Genomic DNA, 15,795 nt, shown 5'->3' with positions numbered 1-15,795 from the left:
CTCCAATGAAAGGCGAAAAATGCCAAATCGCGTATATAAACATTGATTGGACGAGAAAGACTTCTAATTCAGCCAGGCCCATACTCTCCAACAACAAGGCTGCTTGTCGGAAATTGATCCGCGAAGTCCAACTCTCAAACTTCATGTCCTACAAGAACACCAGCATTCCACTCCGACCAGGCCTAAACCTGATCATAGGACCCAACGGCGCAGGAAAATCATCCATACTCCTAGCAATAAGCGTCGTCTTGGGCCAAGCATACACAGAGCGCGCCAAAAAGCTCAGCGAGCTGATACGCTGGAATGAACAAGAAGCCCGCATTTCACTTCTACTAGACAACGAAGCCCCGAAAGGGGCTCGACCATTTCCACAAGCCAGATCAGACAAGGTCCTCCTCACCCGAGTCCTCAAGAGATCTGGAGATTACCACTACTTGCTAAACAACAAACCAATCAGTAAGACAAACCTGGTCGAAGGACTTTCCAGAATAGGACTCAACCCTGACAACATGCTTGTGATAATGCACCAGCTTATGGTCGGACGATTCGGTTCGGTGAGCCCAATTGACAAGCTTCTTCTCTTGGAAGATGCCGTAGGATTTGGAGCGTATCGCCGGGAAGTGCTCGACGCTTCCTCTCGATTACAGAAACTCACAACTGAACGGGAGACAATGTCTTCGGTCCTGGAGGGCACGAGGGAGACGTATTTGCATTGGCAGCGGGAATACGAGAAATATGAGTTGAAAAGGAAACTCGAGGATCAGTGGAAGGACCTTCAGAGAGAACTCCTCTGGAGACGCATTATCAGAAGAGAATCCTCACAAAAACGTGTGAAAGACAGAATCTCTTCCCTTCACGCCAAGATAGATGAAACGAGAGAGGAGTTTGAAACATCTCATAAACAACACCAACAAGTCCTTATCGACCTCGCTAAAGTCTCCGAAGAACTTGAGGGACTTAGGGAAGAACATCTGAAACTTGAACATGGTCGAGGGCTTCGAGCAGGCGCACTAGAATGGATCTCAAAAGCCACTGACCTCCTCAGAACACAGCAGCACTATCTGACCTCGCTTCAGCAAAGGGCTCCCGATGTGAGCGTCTCGTCTGAGAGCAATCAACTTAGCCAAGTGTTGTCGGATCTTGGCGGCGAGCAGGAGCGAATTTCGAACACTGCAAAGACCGCGGAGCAGGACTTCGAGAAAGTGCGCACAGGCATTTCCGACTTAACCTCGCAACTCAGCAAGAATACCGACCTTCTCATAGAGTCCAGAGTCAAGAAAGAGGTCAGCAACTTCAAGCTTGCATTAATGGAACAGGAGGTTCAAGAACTCGAGGTCCAACTTCGGATTGGCGAAGATGAAATCGGTCCCCTTCGAACACAGGCCTCTCAGCTGGGACCAGTCTTTGAGAGTCCTAGAGACCTCCAACAGATTTCACCAGATGTCGCTTCCGTTCAGGAACGATTACGCCCGTTAGCTCATCTCTCGGCTGAAGTCGAGAAGATGTACAAGAGCTATGGAGAGCTTTACGAGGATTTAAAGAAGAAAGCCGAGGTGGTGGAGCACAACAGGTCGGAAGTTCTCGGCGAACTGAGAGATCGGTTTGACCGATGGAAACTGGTCATGGACAAGCTGCTGGAGGATCTCTCCGCAAGATACAACACGCTACTGTCTGAAGTTGGATCAAATGGACGAGTCGTTATCAAAGCCTCCAAAGATATTGAAAAAGCAGGGCTTGAACTCTATGCAGGATTCAAAGGAAACGAACCAGTATCGCTGGACGGTCTAGCTCCAAGTGGCGGCGAGCGGACTGTTGCACTGATCGCATTTCTACTTTCCCTACAACAGTTCATCTCGTCTCCTTTCCGAGCAATCGACGAATTCGACGTTCACATGGACCCGCGAAACAGGGAAACCGTATCCAAGCTCATTCACGCTGCATCACGAGCCACCGATTCAAGCCAGTACATTGCGATAACCCCTGGACAGGTGACCCTTCCCGAGGACAATGTCCATGTCATCGTAGTCCAGAACGTCGAGGGTAGTTCAATGGTTAAGGAGATCGCATGACCACGACGGAGAAGGTCCATCGATTATCCGGCAGACGGGAACTGGAGGAACTGGTTCAGACATGTATCTCGATAGAGAACCGCAGGTTCAGTCCCTTCCTTCTGGATATCACCGAAGCACTTCGTATCATTAGACGCTACTCGAACCAGTTGAGGACGCTGGATGACCACCTACTGGACATGCGTGCCATCACGAGCGTGGCTAGAGTCGTAGGATTGCAAAGCGCAAATCTCAGATTCCAGTCCAGCGCTCTCTTCGTCGATCCTGCTATGGTGAAGCAGAAGCTTGATTCCCTTTCGAGAGAACAATTGGCAGAGTTTCTCCTCCTGTCATGGCATCCGATAGTAGAGCTCGAGCAACTTACTCTCGCTTCGACAAAAGAAGCTAAGGAATTCTGGGATAAGATGCTCTCCTTCTTCGAGCGAAGAAAGAGGCTTCATCTCGGACCCTTCGACAACCCTGGTATCGCCAATTTGGGGGAACTGGCTCGGACGCGCATAGTCGAAGAGAAGGCTTACACAAGAAAAATGCAGGATCTCTGGAAGGAGCTCAAGGACAGAGCCGATGAAGATCGGAAGGTGGATTACTGGAATTTCATCACGGGGACCGACTTCGCTGCCACTATCACCCGAGCGCAACTTGTCAGCTTTCTTGTCAGCTATGGATATGCAAACTTGCAACGGAAGGGGACTAGTATGCTACTAGTGCCGAAAGCAAGACCTGAGCTCCGCCAAGAAGGATCGGCACTCAGCTTTCCCATCCCCATAACAAAGGAGGCTTTGATACGGGCGAAGTGAAAAACGAGCCAACCTACTACCATGAAAAGGTCAAGCGGGCAGCACACATCCTCTTCTTCAAACGAGGGAGAGTACCAGGTGCTCGGTCTTGGGAGTTGAAAACGGGGCTCGGAAAAGGGTACACGAAGGTCCTAGAGCAGCTAGATGAGGGGTTGAAAGACTTGGACCTCGAAATCAAGAAGGTAGAACCACAGTCTCTCTCCGATTACAAACCTCTACCAAGCGACGGGGAAGAAGAATCCCGATATTTCGTCCGTCTCAAGGGAACTCTCACTCCGAAGGAAGCGAGACTTTGCGGCTGGAGAATCGACAATCTCGCCGCCTTAGCCGCCGCTTTGGCGCTTGTAGTATCGAAACAAGGGAAGAGCGAGAGGAAGGAATTGGAAACGGTCATCGGCAATAAGGCGGGGCGTTGGAGAGCACTGACCCTAATGGACACGTTTCTCCGATCTGGTTATCTTGAAGAGGACGAGGAAGGTCTTGTCAAGCTGGGTTGGAGGACCCGTGCTGAACTGGATCTCCCAAGCCTAATGATGCTCCTTGCCGAATCTAAGGCACAAGCGGCAGAGAGTAGCAAGCCTGTTGAAGAGGATCAGGCGTCGATGGAAGGCTGAAGACTCCCTAGGTACCTCTTTGCTTGTGGCACAGCGGCCTCACACAGCTTGTCGAAAGGTAGTATTTTCTCGTCCCACTCGGAGACCTCTTCTGGATGCAGTTTCAGGAATCCCTTATCCTCGCTCACTGTGCCCCATACCAGCATGTAGCGGCGGTCAGTGTAGCCGCCCGTTGGGATCCCGGTTATGTGGTTGAAGAGAACCCCAACACGAGCCCCCATGATTGTTGCGGGAGGGCTGGGTTTCTTCAGAAGAATCTCACCATTCTCGGACAGAAGAAAGTCTGTCGCGACGCTAAAGGGGAACCCATCTTTGTCTATCCATGTGACTACGCCGTATCTGAACGATGATACCCTATCAAGGTCAACAAGATTTGAGGTTGTCAAACCTTGATTGCCTCCGCGGGTTTGGATGTGTCTCCGTTCTTCCATGCCAGAATCTTCTTCGGTTCTATTTCGACTACAATTCTTTTCCAGAACCAGCTGAACCGCTCCCGGGCCGCAAGGAATCCGTCGATGTAAGGCTCCTTCTTCCGCCACATGGGAAGATACCTCTCCCATCCATGGTCGAGGTCAGAATCATCGCATTTCGCAACGCCTTGGACGAGGACTACATGCTTCTCTATTCCACTGCCTTCGGGGTTAGAGAAGAGAAGCGAGACCTTCGGGTTTTTCTTCATATGTTCGATCTTTCGCGAGAACAGTATGCTAGATGTTACGGCGAACTTGGGTGGGTTATTGTCGTAGAAGAAGAGTAGGGGAAATGTCACGGGCTTTCCGTTATCTATCGAAGTGAATTCACAGATCAGGTAGCGATCGAAGACGTCTTGAACCCAAGTCGGAGTTTGGATCAACCTACTCGACCTTGCGCATGCGCCCTTGATAGCCTCTTGGCTATAAGACCGCCGATTGAACTATTCATGCTTCTTTCGGGATCTGTCTGAGAAATTCTTTGGGGTACTGTTTCGAATTCAGGAGTGAAAGGAATTCTCCCTTCTTGATGGAAGCCCTAGCGGATTCCAACTCCTTTCTCTGGGCTAAGTGGTCGTGGACTTTTGCTTTTGCGAGCACGTCCAAGACTTTGCCCTCGTAGAATGGCTCTAGGTCTTTCCCTTGGCAAACGGCGCAGTTGCAGTTCGTCGAGTTTCCTCTTATCTCCTCATAGTCTTTCTTTTTCAGAGCTCCCCAACCCTTTCGATCGAAAACATTGATGACCTCTTTCGTGAGAGGCGTTGGGGGCGGCGGGACAATCCATCTCGAGAAACTGTCTATGCTGAACATAGGCAGGATCATTCCTTGGCTGCAAGGCATAGGGCTGCGTCCCAATCGGATCTTAGGTGGTACCTGGAAGGCATGCAGCCAGACCTCGGGTTTCCGCTTCTTGAACTCCTCCATTATTCGAAGAGCGTGGTAGTGGAAGGCGCCTCGAAGGTCAATCCCGATCTGAGCCGACTCATGCCTCTCGACAATCTTAACGAGTTGTCCAGCGATGTCCTTGTTGTCAGTGGCTTGGATAATCGGCATCAGCGGCTTCTCGACGCCGCGCTCTTCCATCCACTTTTCTGCAAACCGTAGTTGTCCCTCGAAATCCTCTGGAGACATGTCTACTGTATGTTGAGCTGTAATGATGTCAAGTCCGGCAAGATATTGTAGATCCAGGATTGTCTTGAGGTCCTGAGTGTCCTTCAGCATGGCTCCACCTTTGAAGGCGAGGTAGAGGAGGCGAGCAGCGTCAGGGCTCGTTTCTCTTGATAGGAATCGTGCCGTGGATTTCAGGGCATCCTCTTGGGTTAGAATTCTCTTGATCGTGTTGGGCGGTGCGAGCCTGGCGAGAACAGCTACCTCCCCAGGTAACGGATCCTTTACACCGGCCGGCTTGAGAGCGTTTCTTTCAGGGCTGATAGGAAATCTATTAGGGAGAGGAATCCGCATTTGTCCGATCCGGAGTTCGGATTGGATCGCGTTAGTCTTCGAGTCAACTTTGATTTGGGCTAGCTGAACCGTTGACATTCGAGAACGACTGAGTCACGCGGGTAAAAAGAGGCTTCGATCGCTTAGCCAGAGCTAGTAATCCTGGTCTGGGTCTGTACCCTCTTCTGCTGGCTGGGCGACTGTATCGTCAGGCTCTGCAACTGATTCATTCTGCTCGGGAACTGATTCGTTCTGAGGCGTTTCATCTGTCCGCTGTTCCAGCTGGGGTTCGGGTGCTCCGGCCGCTTTCTTCCACGGAAGTCGGAATAATGAGCGATGGGGCCTCGTGGTCTCACCGGAAGGCTCGTTAGGGTTTTGGCCGGCCATCTTGGCCTTGTAAGCGTTCAACTCTACCGCCACGAGATGTCTTCGTATAAGGAACATCATTGTGAAAATTCCAGCTGCGAATACCGTGGCGTTAACAATGATCGAGAGATCGATTCTGGTTATTGGTACTCGTAGGATAAAGTAGAATTGTGCGACCGCGTAGACGGAGCCGAAGGCGAATACTAAGAAGGGTAGGATTCGGCTCAAACGTCTGTCGGGGTGGTTTGCCGTCTTCCTTGCGAACGTCTGCATCGCGCCGATAACAGATATTATCATCAACCCGCTATCGGCAAGGGGATTTGATGGCTGGTCTTGAGTAATGTAACCGATCGCGATGGTTGTCGCTCGGTATAGTAGGTAACCCCAGAGAACTAGAAAAGTTCCGCCAGCGAAAACCGCTGCTTGTGGTTTTTTCTGTACTATTACCCTCCATCCCCAGAGTGCGGTGAAGAAGTAGGTTGCGAGGAGGAGTACCGTCACGATCATTGTCCAGATGATTATCTTGTCGGTTGCGCCCTGAACGTTCCGGTAGGTCGCGCTTAGCCAGTTTGAAATTGCCCATGTTCCGTAGGTCAGTGGTGCGATGGGGAGGAAGAGTGTTGATATTCCGAGGGTCCTCATTAACTTCCTCGCGTTTCCTTCACCCGTTAGGCCTCTCTCTACTTTGACGAGGAGCTGGGAAACAGGTGTGGCGATGAAGTAGGCTTGAAGAAGAATCCACGTGTAGAAGATAATGATGAACGCGGGGAATATTGGGAGTGCTTCTACAGATCCTGCCTGTTGGATCCAGTACGCGATGCCGGCGATCATAGGCGCGTATGCTATTACGAGTATGATGACACGTCTGGTCATTCTGGAGAACAGAATTGGACTTCTGAATTTTTCTAGTAAAGCGAATGGGGTGAGAACCAGGTATACTCCCGTCGTACTTGCGCCCGCGATGAAGATGATCGTCCACGCTTGTGCAAAGCCGAGCGTCGCGCCAACGTACGCGGTTGCGAATAAGAACGCCATGAGTGTGGTGAAGATTAGTGTGTGTCCTCGGACCCCCGGAGAAAGGAGCAGTCTGATTGAGCTAGGGACATAGAATCTAGATTTCTGCTCTGGTAGGGTCAAAACTTGCTCTCGCTAGGCTAACCTATGTTACCGGTCTCTAAGAGGAAGCCTAATCATTTCTACGATACCGGTCCCTGGCTCGGCTCGTAACTGCATCGACCCCGCTTTTATCGGCATGTCGACTAACGAATCTAGCTCAGCGCTGACTTGATGTGACCTTTGTCCAAGGGGTTATATGGAGTTGCCAAAGGCGCGATTTCAGGGATATCTGAAATTGGTTGAGGCTCATTATCATCCAAGGGGCGAAATGAAGAGACATGTTCGTGCTTTCATCTATGTGGCTGCAGTCTTGGGTAAAGAGTCGAAGGTCGCCGACGCACTGTTCAAACTTGCGGAGGTCAAGGAGGTTCACGTTATTCCGGGAAGGCACGACATTATGGCAGTTGTCGAGGTTCCTAGAAAACTTCTAGAGCCTGATGCTCAGAGCATCTACTGGTTCATAGTTGATCGTATCAAAGCAATCGGGGATGTCACCGACACGGAAACCCTGATTCCGATAGTCTCGGCTTCGAAATGGTCGGACTAGCTCCCGACCACTCTTGCGTCGTGAGACCCCATCGCTAATAACCCCCCTTTCTCTTAGGAGACTTCCTGCATGGCCCTGATTCCGCCCGAGACATGCGATTCAAGGCGCAACACGGCCTTAGATGGACGCGTTTGCTGGATTTATTCTAACTATCGGCGAACGACTTCCAGGCGAGATCTAGGGTGGGGAGATGGATTCGAGATCAGGGTTGATTTTGGGCGAATTCGCTAGTAATTCTTGTGGCGTCCTGTGTGCCTTTTTTTCCAACTATGTTTTCATAAGCAAAATCGAGTCGAAGCGGTATCGTTGTTCCTCTTGTTCCACTGGGAATCAGCTCGACTCTGAAAGCAGTTTGCTCAGTTTATTCTGCTGGGACTACCGGATCAGAATTATCAGGATCCGGCTAGCGAGGACGGCTTCAATAAAAGCGTCCCGCGGTTCGATTGCGTGCGATCCTTGAGGTTGGGAGACCGTGGTCTCGCTCCTTTCCATAAGGTATCAATACGAATATCGCTTCCGCTGCTGATAAAAAGGACGCCGATGGTTTCCACCTAATTACCTCTGTTTTCTCCTGAGAATTCCATTGATAACCAAGGGGAGATTGTGGATTCCACAAACATCGATCATGGCACCTTGTGCATTCTCTGGGCTATGCCCGATTTCAGTGGAGATGCATTTCGTTGCATAGCGTTTCCAACGGAACAATAGCCACTTCTGACTGATAAGTCTAGCCGGTAAACGCAATTAGAAGCTGATCTTCATTCTTCTTCTTCTTCTTTCCGGAAATTCCCTAGTCAATTCTCGCCCTTCCAGTTTGGTGCCAAACAGGTAGCATCTGCCAAAGAAATCGAGATCGTCGCGTAAAGTGTCTCAACCGGAATGGAGAGTACAAACCTGTCGTTTCGCTAACAGGTTTGCCTGTAAACATGTAGGTTTCAACCTATGCTGTCTCGACCCGCGCCAGACTGGGAGAATACGTGGAGCTTTCAATAAGTCTCTACATTTAGACCTAAAGTTTCGGCGATCTCCTCGAAATCACGATCCCTAGTGACTAGCGCATGAGAGCCTTCGAGTGCGATTCCTGCGATCATTATGTCCACATGGCTCTTCGCTCTTCCTAAGCGCAATAGTTCAGCTCTGATCTCAGCCGCCCTAACAGCCGCGGCTTCATCGAAGGGCAGGCTGCCGAACCTTGACGCTAGCGCTCGAAAAGCACTCGCCTCGGTCCTGGAGCCAGTGAAAATGAGACCTGCAGAGATCTCGTAAAGAACAGGAGTGCTTAGAAACTTTGCCTGGCCACTATCGTCAATCTGTTTTGCTTTGGCCAAAGCGGCGGGATCGGAGCGGAGAAGGTGTATTATGAAATTGGAGTCTATGGTGATGCCCAAGCGGTCACGACTTGTGGGCGACTCGCGTCCTTTGCGCTCTTATGTCCTCTTGTTTCATACGCGCGATCGTTTGAGCAAGGCGGTCAGCAGAACTACTGTGAAGCAGACCTCGAAAATCCAGGAAGGAGGGCTCTTTTGCGCCCAGCACCCTATTTACCGCATCGGAAAAACTCTCCCCAGGTCTCTTCGCTGCCTTCAACCTCGTGTAGGCGGAATCCTCCAGCGATATTGTCTTAGTGCCCATGCACCTATGCATGTGCATACATGCACTTAACCATTATGGACTCTTAGAGCTGAGTGGAGTACTGCAAACGAACCGTCCCGTTGCCGGAATCATAGTGGCACCGGTAGTCAATACAAACCTCTCGCCTAACTTACAGGTTTGCCCGTAAATCTGTGGGTTCTCTATTGCTGTTTACGTCTCCCTGTCTTATCGTGTAATCACTGATCATAGAGAAGAAAATAAAGATATTTTTTGGTGATAAATTTCAGAAAGTGCGTCTAACTGGTCCTAGGAGACTCTACTGAAGATCAGCGAGCGGTAGGATTTTCATCAGGAGGATAGATGGCTGTGCAGTCCGATGATCGTGATCCCAACGAGCTGCCCCTTTCTGGTCCGGATGACAACTCCTTCCTGTGGCTCGACGCTATCATCCGCTTCTCGCGGCTTACCAGTGGAGACATAGAGCACGTCGTTCTCTTTGTCATACTCAACATCGAGCTTCTCAGGTTTCAGCACTATGCTCGCGATACGACATCTCCCTTGATCTTCTTTGGATGAGATGTGAAGTAGGAAGTTATTATGTGCTTCTGACCCGACGGGGCGGGGCCTATTCTCCGAACTCTTGAAGCAGAGCTTTGAGGCTCAACGACTCGCCTTTCCGAATCTCTTCCCGAGCCTTGACAATCTCTTCTCTTTCTTCAGGTGAAGGATTCTCGTCTGTCAATAACATTGACCGAATCTTGAGAAGCTCCAATCTAAGACCTTCAAGCTTCTCGACAACAGTCTTCACTTGATCGTCGCCCATAGTAACAACCAACTTCTAGGCCCCATACTGTTATTGGGTGTAGAGCCAAACAAGCATTCATTCCCCGGAGCTAGGTCCCCGGACGAGTTCGTAAAACCTGTAGCCGCATTCCTGCTCGCATTCGGCGAGACCCCAGACGGCTAGGTCGTAGCCAGCGATAACATCTCCTACTGGCGTCGGAGTACGGCTGAGCTGGCATGAGAATGACCCCTAAGGATTACTCCAAAAGGACGGACAGGATCCTATAGAGACACTCGAGGAGATTCCTGCCGTCGCGAGACCTTTAGGGTCAGTAGCAGAAGTGGGCGAGTCACCGGCATATGTATAGGGATTGAGGCTCTGAGGATTCGAAGGATCGCTGGTAAGAGGGTCCTGGCTGATGAATCGTCCGATTGATGGGTCGTACCATCTGTGGTAGTCGTATTACAAACCTGTCGTTTGGCAACAGGTTTGCCCGTGAACCTTACATTGGGCTAGGTCTTTGTGTTGTGACAGGCATACTGAGGGATTACAGAGAGTCGCTTCTTTCGATACCTTTCAGGCCGTTGAAATCGTGATCGTGAGAGAATATTCTTCTAACGTCGTACTTTCGCATCACGATCAAGGACGCCACATCAGTCAAACTCAGCTTTCCTCTGTGCTCTGGGAAGAGTTTTAGCGATTCATTCATCATCGATTCGTTGACATATACCGTGAAGACCCTTGGTGAAGTCATTATTCTCTTCGCGACATTCGCAGCCTTGTCTGCTCCGAAACCTTTCCTCTTCCCCAAGATAGTGACCGTCTCGTCTAGGACGAAGTCTGTCGTCAGTCCACTCGGGGTCCTTCCAGTTCGTAGCGCTTCGATGACAGTGTGGGCCGAGCTGTGGAAATCGTCGTTCGTGTCAGCGTCTCCAACCCAGAAGGTTGTATCTATGAAAATCAAAGTTCGCCTGCTTCTAGACGCTCAAGGTCCTTGAGCACGTTATGACGTGTGCTGGACTTTCCGATTCCACAGATCCCTTTCAGCGGGTCCTTGTCGGGGGGAACCATGCTTCCGAGGAGACCTTCGTACTTCCTAATGTAGAGACTCAAGGCTTCCTCACCCTCCGCACTGAGCTCAAGCTTCCCATGCTTGGCCAAAACTATCCGCTTGAACTTGTCAATAGTATCATCCGCCGCTACGATCTTGATCTGAGCCAACGTCACTCAAGTACCCAAGTGACAAATCACCCATATTAGGATTTAGGCCACGGCATAAGCGGGAAGGCCGAATGACCTCCGTGAATGCGGGCAAGAGTGAAGCCGACGGGTTAGGCCTTTGCAACCTTTTAACTTTGTAGCTCGCAGAGACAAGTAATTGGTTCTAGCGGGATACCCCCACTAACTCCGAATCCAATCACGAACATGGTAGCTCTCACTACGGGAGCCTTCTTTCCGGAAACTCCTGTCTTTCTCTAAGACTCCTACTCCCTGGGCAAGTTCCATTCGCGGCCCAGCCCGCTGAGGAGGAAGAGCGGTTTCTTTCCGTGCAGTTTCCTGTAGAGCTTCTCGTCTGCGGTGACGCAGTTAGTGCCCACGATATCCGCCAGGGCAATGTAGCTCGCATCGTATGCGGACACGGCGTACTTTCTGGCGATCTTAGCCGTCTCGACCGCGAATTCTGCTCTCGGCGGGATGAGGTCCAGGTCAAGTTCTAAGAGTCTAACAATGCTTTGGGCGAGATCCTCCGTGGTCAATCTGGGATGGTAGACGAGCGCGTTCGAGACTTCATACACTAGAAGGTCTGGGGCGGCTATCTGCAGTCTTCCAGTCTCATGCGCCTTCTTCAGAAGGTCCGCTTTTTCTGAGTCAGTCTCCTCTACGAACCATTCCGTCGCGGTGGACGCGTCGACTATGAGGGTCTTCGGCGATCTCTCCACTCGCGGATAACCTTCGTACTATCAAACCCAGGCACCCGGCCAATCTCTTCCCTGAGATGGTCTATTTCCTTTGATGCCTTTCGGATCTTCTCATAGTCTTTGACTCTGCCCAATGATCGTTCTTGGACCCAGAGCCTGAACGCCTGCGAGGCCGCGTCTCCTATCTTCAATCCCGCCTTGACCGCTTCCCCCTTCAAGTTACGGTAGGCGGCTTCGTCGACGTCCTTTATCACGACATTAGATCCCATAGACCATCCAACGGGTAATACTTATAATATCAAGTATAATAAGTTATACACTCATCGCTCGTCGTCGGCGGATGATCGAGGATTATCGCCTGGATAGAACCTAGGTGAAGACGAAGTTGCATTTCGTTGCATAGCATTTCCGACGGAACCATAGTCACTTCGAGATGCATTTCGTTGCATAGCAATCTCAACGGAAACATAGTCACTTCTTACTCATAAGTGTAGGCGGTAGCGTAACCCGATTATCGGACTATTCACAGACAGGTAACTAGAGTAACGGGAACCGAATTTTCTGGCCGAACGTTCGGGTGGCTCTTCAAAAGAAACCTGATGTGCCAGGTTTTCCTGGCTCATGTTCGTTCTAACCTGCTATGCGTTATTTGGAAAGATAAGCGTTCTTGTCACGCGAAACCCATTCATTAGGTGCTACCTTCCAACCGTCTTCTCTGTGGATCCGTTCCCAGAACTCCTCTAGAAACACATTGACGCCAACCTGACAATCAAACCAAGTGAACAGGTGCGTCTATTGAGAAACACCAAAGCTCGGGTTGATTCAAAGACCGAGAGGAGGCAGTTTTTCCCTCAGTTTGGAGAGAGTAATTGCCAAAAATCAGCCCGGATCCTTAGTAACCCACTTTGGTAAACCCGATTATCCTGAGGCCGTAATTGTGTTAGCTGTCAATAATTAGGATTCTTGCTGTAACTCCGCAACAAGAAATTTCCTGTGTGGGTGCAACAGATGTTAGTGTGATGGTATTGTCTCTTAGGGTGCCAATGCTGTTCGCAAAATCTGCTACAACTCCGACGCCGACGTTTCCCCCCGAGATTCGATTGTTGACAGCCGTATTATTGCTGTCCTGAATTACTAGCCCGAAAAAGCGGTTGTCCCTAATGGCGTTGTCGACTGTTCTGCAGCACTCTGGGGAGAAGAAAAGAGAGACCCCAACATCGTTGCGGGACACGTTGTTGTCAGCAATTACAGTTCCGGGCATAGCCTCGAATGCCTGGACACCTATACCCTGGGATTGACTTATCGGATCCGCGCCGCAATCAGAAGGGATTGTGCAAATGTTTCCGGCAACTGTGTTGTCGGTAACCGATGCCACCGCCCCTATTCCGACTAGGATACCTATCTGCGCGACAGTCGGGGTGGCACCGACGCCAGTAACCACATTGTCTGAGACTGTCGCCATGGATCCAGCCCCTGTGACGGTGATGCCGAAGTTCTGATAATTGTCGACGACGACATCCCTGATCGTTCCATGACCCACTGAGCCGCCTCGCACCAGAAACGTCGGGAGGCCGATGACGATCGCGAATCCACTGAAGCATCCCCGAAGCGGTTCGTCGCGTAGGTTTGTGACTCGCGAATCTAACATCGAAATACTTGCCCCATTAACAACGCTGACGCCAATGGTCAGACGCACAATCTTGGTCGGGTTCAACGTGTCGCACCCCGGAGCAGGACCAGTAACCGTGAGGCTCGAAATGCTAACTCTAGCTGAAGATGTAACCTGAACAATTGCAGCCATCGGAAATCCTCCCCCTGCAGTGCCGAACGCGCTTAGGCTTGAAGGTGCCTGAATGATTGTCGACTGAGCTCCCGATCCAACAACATTCAGATCCTTATTGATCCTAAGCTGTTCCCGATAAGTTCCTGGAAGCACGACTATTGTAGCTCCCGGACTTGCCGCGTCTATTGCGGATTGCACGGTTGGAAAGTCCCTAGGCACGACGATGGACATAGCGTAGGCTCTCGAGATCACGATACTGCTGCTGAATACGCCTAGGACGAGAACGAGCGTGAGAATAGATACGCTTCTAACGGACTGTAACATAGCAATCGATTTCAATCCAGATATGTTCTTAAAGTCGGGCCGAGACCTCATCACAATTTGTGACAATTCTAGCCCAGAATGTCCCAAAATCGAAAACTAAACCTGCAAAGCCGACAGGTGTTCCATTAGATGCCCTAGATATTCATCTTTTGAGAGAGATTCTACAGGGCTCGGCCGCACTACCCCTCGATCCAAATTTCAGAAAGTCCTTCAGAACTATCGCCCGAAAGTTGAGGGTCGACCAGGACACGGTGAGATATAGAATGAAACGGCTTGAGCAAATGGGATTCATAACCGACTGGCGAATTCTACTCAACCCTCACATCCTTAGGTTGCGTCATTGGGCCATTGGCGTTGACGTCCCAACTCCTACGTCAAAGGATGACGTAATTGGAAAACTCAAGCTTATGCCGGATATTTTCATGATCATTAACTACTTCGGTACTCTTCTTGGAATTGTTTTTGCATCTGAAGCAGACCGGTCGCCTCTAGACAGAGCCGAACTGATTCGAAGATTATCAAATGCGTCAAATGCACCCTGCATGGAAATTTTCTGGCCGGAGTATAGAACTCGTTTGTCGGCTACTGACTGGAAGATCCTCCGGAGCCTCAACCCGAACCCGCGCAAGTCTTGCACATCCATTTCGCAAGAGACTGGCAGTTCGACTCGGACCGTTACGAGAAGGCTGCAGAGGATGGTTTCAGAGAAGGGGGTCTTTGCGCTAGCAGTCATCGACCCGAAGGCGCTGCACGGCACCGTACTGGCCAGTATGAACGTCGGCTATTCGCCGCGGAATGGAGGCGAACTCAACCGGAAAATCCTAGAACAATTCAACGAATATATTTGGTACTTGTTTTTCACGCTGCCTTCGGAGCAGGACGTCCAGCATACTGTATTCAATTTCGCCTTGCCAAATATTTCGAAGGCACGGGAAATACTTGAGTGGACTAGAAAGCAGCCCAACATACTAGATTTACGGATAGATTTGATGGAAGATCATCATATCTTACTTCAAAATCTTGACCATTACATCGAGAGAGATTTCAGGGTAGCGTCTCTCTAGGACCGGGCTTGTGCTCGGCCATCTGCGCGAACCCTATGGCGAAACCTTCGCGCTCGGGTGGTACATTCTTACAATGGTCTCTTTTCTCAGCTGTCTGTATTGCGGGGCATTTTTCCGAATTACTTACACTTGAGCTCAAAACTGTCATTGTTGCGGAAGCATTCTCGGGCTGGTCTTATCAAGAATGAAGGAGGTGAGACATTTAGTATGAGAACTATATTGCGAAGCAAAAGATTCCTCATTCTGTCTGCCCTAGTCATGATCACTGTGATAGGTACGGCTGCAGCAGTAACAGTCTTGTTTACTCATACGTTTCCAAGTGTGACTGTTCCTGGTGTTGCACCTCTCGTCACTTCGAATCCGAATTGTAGCTCACTGGTCCTAGCTGGGGTTGGTCCGACGACCGCATCTGGTATCGCCGTGTTCACCTGTATTTCGACGACGACGTCGCCTTTTGCTTTCAGCACTGGCTCCCGAGCTGTGGCTGTAAGTGCAACTGGAAGCATACCCGCAGGATACACAGACCTCTATGTTACTCCCGCACCGACTATTCCCTCACCGACGTGTGCCCTAACAGCTGGTAGCGTCGCAATATTATCCAGCAATCCAGGGACTGGAACAGCACTTACGGTAACAGCCGCCACACCCTCGCCGCCAGGCGGGTTATCTGCTAATAGCTTCTACAACTACTGTGCTGACTATAGCAATACGTCATTGCAACCATTGGTAATTCCAACATTCACAGTTGACTGGCAACAATAGTGTTAGGATCGATGTCAGGTCAAGATCCGCGTCGAAATCCCGTTTTCTTTCCTCACAACCTTCAGGTCATGGTCACCAAAATCTTGCATTCTACTGGTAATCAGTTGAGTCATTGACGACACCGGTTGTAGCACGACCTTGTTCTCA

At 50.4% G+C, this 15,795-nt stretch carries 19 protein-coding genes; 6 read left to right on the top strand and 13 right to left on the bottom strand.

Annotated elements, in window-relative coordinates:
* Nucleotides 1-5: 5 nt before the first annotated feature.
* The 3 genes from VGS11_01140 to VGS11_01130 are packed head-to-tail and all read left to right on the top strand — an operon-like array spanning nucleotide 6 to nucleotide 3,480.
* Nucleotides 6-2,069, top strand: a complete 2,064-nt coding sequence (locus VGS11_01140; protein ID HEV2118703.1) for an AAA family ATPase — start codon at nucleotides 6-8, stop codon at nucleotides 2,067-2,069.
* A complete protein-coding gene (locus VGS11_01135) occupies nucleotides 2,066-2,866 on the top strand; it encodes a hypothetical protein (GenBank protein HEV2118702.1) in 801 nt (266 codons plus the stop codon). Before VGS11_01140 ends, VGS11_01135 begins: the two co-directional genes overlap by 4 nt.
* The gene (locus VGS11_01130) at nucleotides 2,863-3,480 is read left to right on the top strand and encodes a hypothetical protein (GenBank protein ID HEV2118701.1); all 618 of its coding nucleotides are present in this window, start codon (nucleotides 2,863-2,865) and stop codon (nucleotides 3,478-3,480) included. The genes VGS11_01135 and VGS11_01130 overlap by 4 nt, the downstream gene beginning before the upstream one ends.
* On the opposite strand, the gene VGS11_01125 is transcribed toward VGS11_01130, so the two are convergent.
* The 4 genes from VGS11_01125 to VGS11_01110 all read right to left on the bottom strand — a co-directional run bounded on the left by VGS11_01125 (nucleotide 3,459) and on the right by VGS11_01110 (nucleotide 6,893).
* Nucleotides 3,459-3,866 (bottom strand): hypothetical protein, encoded by a 408-nt coding sequence (locus VGS11_01125; GenBank protein HEV2118700.1) that lies wholly within the window; start codon nucleotides 3,864-3,866, stop codon nucleotides 3,459-3,461. The two genes, VGS11_01130 and VGS11_01125, sit on opposite strands and share 22 nt — an antisense overlap.
* Nucleotides 3,863-4,333, bottom strand: a complete 471-nt coding sequence (locus VGS11_01120) for a pyridoxamine 5'-phosphate oxidase family protein (protein HEV2118699.1) — start codon at nucleotides 4,331-4,333, stop codon at nucleotides 3,863-3,865. Before VGS11_01120 ends, VGS11_01125 begins: the two co-directional genes overlap by 4 nt.
* Nucleotides 4,334-4,397: 64 nt before the next feature.
* The gene (locus tag VGS11_01115; protein HEV2118698.1) at nucleotides 4,398-5,489 is read right to left on the bottom strand and encodes a hypothetical protein; all 1,092 of its coding nucleotides are present in this window, start codon (nucleotides 5,487-5,489) and stop codon (nucleotides 4,398-4,400) included.
* A 54-nt stretch (nucleotides 5,490-5,543) separates the two neighbouring features.
* Complete coding sequence (locus tag VGS11_01110) at nucleotides 5,544-6,893, bottom strand: hypothetical protein (protein ID HEV2118697.1); 1,350 nt, start codon at nucleotides 6,891-6,893, stop codon at nucleotides 5,544-5,546.
* 181 nt (nucleotides 6,894-7,074) lie between these two features.
* On the opposite strand from VGS11_01110, the gene VGS11_01105 reads away from it, so the two are divergent.
* Nucleotides 7,075-7,419 carry an Lrp/AsnC family transcriptional regulator gene (locus VGS11_01105; protein HEV2118696.1) on the top strand — a complete coding sequence of 115 codons (345 nt, stop codon included), beginning with the start codon at nucleotides 7,075-7,077 and terminating at the stop codon, nucleotides 7,417-7,419.
* A 986-nt stretch (nucleotides 7,420-8,405) separates the two neighbouring features.
* Here the strand turns inward: VGS11_01105 and VGS11_01100 are convergent.
* The 9 genes from VGS11_01100 to VGS11_01060 all read right to left on the bottom strand — a co-directional run bounded on the left by VGS11_01100 (nucleotide 8,406) and on the right by VGS11_01060 (nucleotide 13,837).
* Entirely contained in the window at nucleotides 8,406-8,807 is a 402-nt protein-coding gene (locus VGS11_01100; GenBank protein HEV2118695.1) for a PIN domain-containing protein, read from the bottom strand.
* 4 nt (nucleotides 8,808-8,811) lie between these two features.
* The gene (locus tag VGS11_01095; GenBank protein ID HEV2118694.1) at nucleotides 8,812-9,051 is read right to left on the bottom strand and encodes an antitoxin VapB family protein; all 240 of its coding nucleotides are present in this window, start codon (nucleotides 9,049-9,051) and stop codon (nucleotides 8,812-8,814) included.
* Nucleotides 9,052-9,360: 309 nt separating this feature from the next.
* On the bottom strand, nucleotides 9,361-9,546 hold the full coding sequence (locus VGS11_01090; GenBank protein ID HEV2118693.1) for a DUF2283 domain-containing protein: 186 nt from the start codon (nucleotides 9,544-9,546) through the stop codon (nucleotides 9,361-9,363).
* 91 nt (nucleotides 9,547-9,637) lie between these two features.
* On the bottom strand, nucleotides 9,638-9,835 hold the full coding sequence (locus VGS11_01085) for a hypothetical protein (GenBank protein HEV2118692.1): 198 nt from the start codon (nucleotides 9,833-9,835) through the stop codon (nucleotides 9,638-9,640).
* 508 nt (nucleotides 9,836-10,343) lie between these two features.
* Nucleotides 10,344-10,760, bottom strand: coding sequence for a hypothetical protein (locus VGS11_01080; protein ID HEV2118691.1), 417 nt, complete (start codon nucleotides 10,758-10,760; stop codon nucleotides 10,344-10,346).
* Nucleotides 10,757-11,017, bottom strand: a complete 261-nt coding sequence (locus VGS11_01075; GenBank protein HEV2118690.1) for a hypothetical protein — start codon at nucleotides 11,015-11,017, stop codon at nucleotides 10,757-10,759. The genes VGS11_01080 and VGS11_01075 overlap by 4 nt, the downstream gene beginning before the upstream one ends.
* A gap of 263 nt (nucleotides 11,018-11,280) precedes the next feature.
* A complete protein-coding gene (locus VGS11_01070; GenBank protein HEV2118689.1) occupies nucleotides 11,281-11,736 on the bottom strand; it encodes a type II toxin-antitoxin system VapC family toxin in 456 nt (151 codons plus the stop codon).
* On the bottom strand, nucleotides 11,709-11,969 hold the full coding sequence (locus VGS11_01065; protein ID HEV2118688.1) for a hypothetical protein: 261 nt from the start codon (nucleotides 11,967-11,969) through the stop codon (nucleotides 11,709-11,711). The genes VGS11_01070 and VGS11_01065 overlap by 28 nt, the downstream gene beginning before the upstream one ends.
* Nucleotides 11,970-12,655: 686 nt before the next feature.
* Complete coding sequence (locus VGS11_01060; GenBank protein ID HEV2118687.1) at nucleotides 12,656-13,837, bottom strand: right-handed parallel beta-helix repeat-containing protein; 1,182 nt, start codon at nucleotides 13,835-13,837, stop codon at nucleotides 12,656-12,658.
* A 44-nt stretch (nucleotides 13,838-13,881) separates the two neighbouring features.
* On the opposite strand from VGS11_01060, the gene VGS11_01055 reads away from it, so the two are divergent.
* Nucleotides 13,882-14,886 (top strand): AsnC family transcriptional regulator, encoded by a 1,005-nt coding sequence (locus VGS11_01055; GenBank protein HEV2118686.1) that lies wholly within the window; start codon nucleotides 13,882-13,884, stop codon nucleotides 14,884-14,886.
* Between the two features lie 207 nt (nucleotides 14,887-15,093).
* Complete coding sequence (locus tag VGS11_01050; GenBank protein ID HEV2118685.1) at nucleotides 15,094-15,648, top strand: hypothetical protein; 555 nt, start codon at nucleotides 15,094-15,096, stop codon at nucleotides 15,646-15,648.
* The last annotated feature ends 147 nt before the right edge of the window (nucleotides 15,649-15,795 follow it).

This window comes from Candidatus Bathyarchaeia archaeon (assembly GCA_035935655.1).
Lineage (GTDB): Archaea > Thermoproteota > Bathyarchaeia > 40CM-2-53-6 > 40CM-2-53-6 > 40CM-2-53-6.
The sequence above is the reverse complement of the archived record's forward strand: the minus strand, read 5'-3'. Positions and strand labels throughout refer to the sequence as shown.